Annotated in this window: 3 protein-coding genes; 1 reads left to right on the top strand and 2 read right to left on the bottom strand. The window is 69.1% G+C overall.

What is annotated here, in order from left to right:
* Positions 1-105: 105 nt before the first annotated feature.
* Together RWO82_RS15430 and RWO82_RS15425 are read right to left on the bottom strand one after the other, a co-directional pair.
* Positions 106-789, bottom strand: coding sequence for a response regulator transcription factor (locus RWO82_RS15430; protein WP_314428413.1), 684 nt, complete (start codon positions 787-789; stop codon positions 106-108).
* Positions 786-2,003, bottom strand: a complete 1,218-nt coding sequence (locus tag RWO82_RS15425) for an ATP-binding protein (protein ID WP_314428412.1) — start codon at positions 2,001-2,003, stop codon at positions 786-788. The genes RWO82_RS15430 and RWO82_RS15425 overlap by 4 nt, the downstream gene beginning before the upstream one ends.
* A gap of 218 nt (positions 2,004-2,221) precedes the next feature.
* Here RWO82_RS15425 and phoU point away from each other — a divergent pair, with 218 nt between their 5' ends.
* Positions 2,222-2,920 carry a phosphate signaling complex protein PhoU gene (gene phoU / locus RWO82_RS15420; RefSeq protein ID WP_314428411.1) on the top strand — a complete coding sequence of 233 codons (699 nt, stop codon included), beginning with the start codon at positions 2,222-2,224 and terminating at the stop codon, positions 2,918-2,920.
* Positions 2,921-3,023 lie beyond the last annotated feature (103 nt).

Here is a 3,023-nt window from a genome sequence, read left to right as displayed (position 1 = left end):
CCCCCGGCCCGCCGCCTGCCCCCCACCCCCCACCCCGCGCGGGCCGCCCCCCCCGGGGGGGCCCGGCCTCTCTCGTCTGCCGGCGGCGTCGACGCCGCCACCGCGTCAGCCTTCGAAGCGATATCCCAATCCGCGGACGGTGACGAGCATCACGGGCTCGCCGGGGTTCTCCTCGATGCGCGAGCGGATGCGCTTGATGTGCACGTCGAGGGTCTTGGTGTCCCCGAAATAGTCGCTGCCCCACACGCGGTCGATGAGCTGTCCCCGGGTGAGCACTCGCCCCGAGTTGCGCATCAGGACCTCCAGCAGCTCGAACTCCTTGAGGGGCATGTTGATCTGCTGGCCCGCGACGGAGACGGTGTGGCGATCGATGTCGAGCGACACCCGGCCGCCCTCGAGCACCCTCTCGTCGAGTTCGTTCTCGGCCTGCACGACGCGACGGAGCACCGCTCGCATGCGGGCGAGCAGCTCGCGCGACGAATACGGCTTGGTGATGTAGTCGTCGGCTCCGAGCTCGAGACCCACCACGATGTCGACCTCGGAGTCCTTGGCCGTGAGCATGATGATCGGCACGGCCGAGGTCGCGCGGATCTGTCGGCAGACCTCTGTGCCGGGCATGCCGGGCAGCATCAGGTCGAGCAGCACGATGTCGGCGCCGCGCTCGCGGAATGCAGCGAGCGCACCGGGGCCGTCCTCGGCGATCTCGACCTCGAACCCCTCGCGACGCAGCAGGTAGGCGAGCGGGTCGGCGAGGTCGGGTTCGTCTTCGACCAGAAGGATGCGGGTCATGCGTTCTCTCCGTTTCGGACGCGGGCCGCGGCCTTCGCCGCTTTGCGCTCGCGCTTCTTCTTCTTCTTCTCCTCGCTCGCGATGCCCTCGGGAGCATCGATGCGGGGAAGCCTGATGGTGAAGGTGGATCCGCGTCCGGGGCGCGACCACAGGGTCACCTCGCCGCCGTGCCGCTGGGTGGCGTGCTTGACGATGGAGAGACCGAGCCCGGTGCCGCCGGTGCGACGCGACCGCGCCTCGTCGGCGCGGTAGAAGCGCTCGAAGATCCGCTCGCGATCACCCTCGGAGATCCCGATTCCCTGATCGGACACCGCGACCTCGACGACATCGGCGTCGGCCTTGACCCCGACGCCCACACGCGAGCCCTTCGGAGAGTAGACGATCGCGTTCGCGATGAGATTGCCGAACGCCTCGATGAGGATCTGCGGATCTCCGTGCACCCAGACGCCGCGGTCGCCGCCGCGAGCGAGCTGCACTCCGGCCGAATCGGCCTGGACCACGTGCGCCTCGATGGAGGCGGCGATGACCTCGTCGATCGAGACGGGCCTCGCGTCGGTCAGGGTGTCGTCCGCCTGCAGCCTCGACAGGCTCATGATCCGTCCGGTCAGCTGACCGAGTCGCGTCGCCTCTGCCGAGATCCTGGCCGCGAAGTGCCGCACCTGGGCGGGGTCGTCCGCCGCCGACTCGATCGCCTCCGCCAGCAGCGTGACGGCGCCCACCGGCGTCTTCAGCTCGTGGCTCGTGTTCGCCACGAAGTCCCGGCGCATCTGGTCGAGCCGCTCCTGCTCGGTCACGTCGCGGATGATCAGCAGCGCCATGCGCGGGCTGATCGCGCTCGCCCGCGCCGAGACCAGACGGGGATCGAGGCTGAGGCCGCCACGGGTGATGCGCAACGACTCGGTGTGCGAGCCGTGTCCGCCGCGGACGTTGCGGACGAGCTGTCGCAGCTCGGGGTTCTCGAGCGGAGCGCCGACGGTGATGCCGAATCGGGCCGCAGCCTTCGACACCGCAAGCACCAGCCCCGAGGCGTCGACCACGCATGCCGCATCATCCATGCTCCCGAGCACGGCGCTCACGCCGTCGGGGACGACGAGCGACGTCTCGTCGGCGATGCGCGCCCTCGCACGGTACGCCCACACCATGAGGAGCGAGAGTCCTACACCGATCACGAGGCCGACGGCCAGCGCGAGCAGCGCTGTCTGCGGCAGGGTCATGTCTCCAGAGTAGAGTGCGTTCACCTCACGATCGGCGCGTTAACCGGCCTCGAGACCTGAGCGAGAAGTACTATTCACGTGCTGGGCACCGTTCGTTAACCTTCGGAGCAGACAATCGCTTTCGGGCCTGTGCGGCAGCGCGCACCTGCTCTCGCGCGAACGCCCCAGCCGTCTCGCGCTGACACACAGCCGAGACCCGAACGAAAGGTTGCGCCGACATGCGCGAAGTCTTCCACCAGTCCCTCGAGGATCTGCAGTCCCAGCTCGTGGAGATCGCCGACCTCGTGACGGTCTCGATCGACAAGGCCACCCGGTCCTTCGCCACGAGCGACGTCGCCCTCGCCGAGGAGGTCATCGCCGACGACGCGAAGATCGACGAGCTCGCCGTGGCCCTCGACGAGCAGGCCATCGAGATCCTCGCCCGCCAGCAGCCGGTCGCGCGCGACCTGCGCGTCGTCGTCACGGCTCTGCGGGTGAGCGCGTCGCTCGAGCGCATGGGCGACATGTCCGAGCACATCGCCCAGCTCGCGCGCCTGCGCTTCCCCGAGCGGGCCATCCCGAAGGGCCTCAAGGGCACGTTCACGAAGATGGGCGAGCTGGATGTCGAGATCTCGCGCACCCTCGCCGAGCTGCTCCGCACCCAGGACCTGAAGCTCGCCGACACCATCCGCAACACCGACGACGACATCGACGAGCTGCACGCGAGTGTCTTCGAGAAGGTCCTCAGCGACAACTGGAAGGGCGAGGCGACCGCGACGGTCGACGCCACGCTCGCCAGCCGCTACCACGAGCGCTTCGCCGACCACGCGGTCGCCGTCGCCAAGAAGGTCATCTACCTCGCCACCGGCGACTGGCGCATCGAGGAAGAGGACATCGCCCTCGCGATCGAGCAGCAGCGCGAGTTCGGGCACGCCTGACCCGCGACGGAACACACGGAAGGGGCGGATGCTGACAGCAACCCCCCCATCCGGGTGCGGGCTTTCTTATTTCCCTGCGCGGCGACCGCGGCGGCGCCGGCGG

The sequence above is a fragment of the uncultured Microbacterium sp. genome, from assembly GCF_963521645.1.
GTDB lineage: Bacteria > Actinomycetota > Actinomycetes > Actinomycetales > Microbacteriaceae > Microbacterium.
This window is presented reverse-complemented; position numbering and strand designations above follow the sequence as displayed.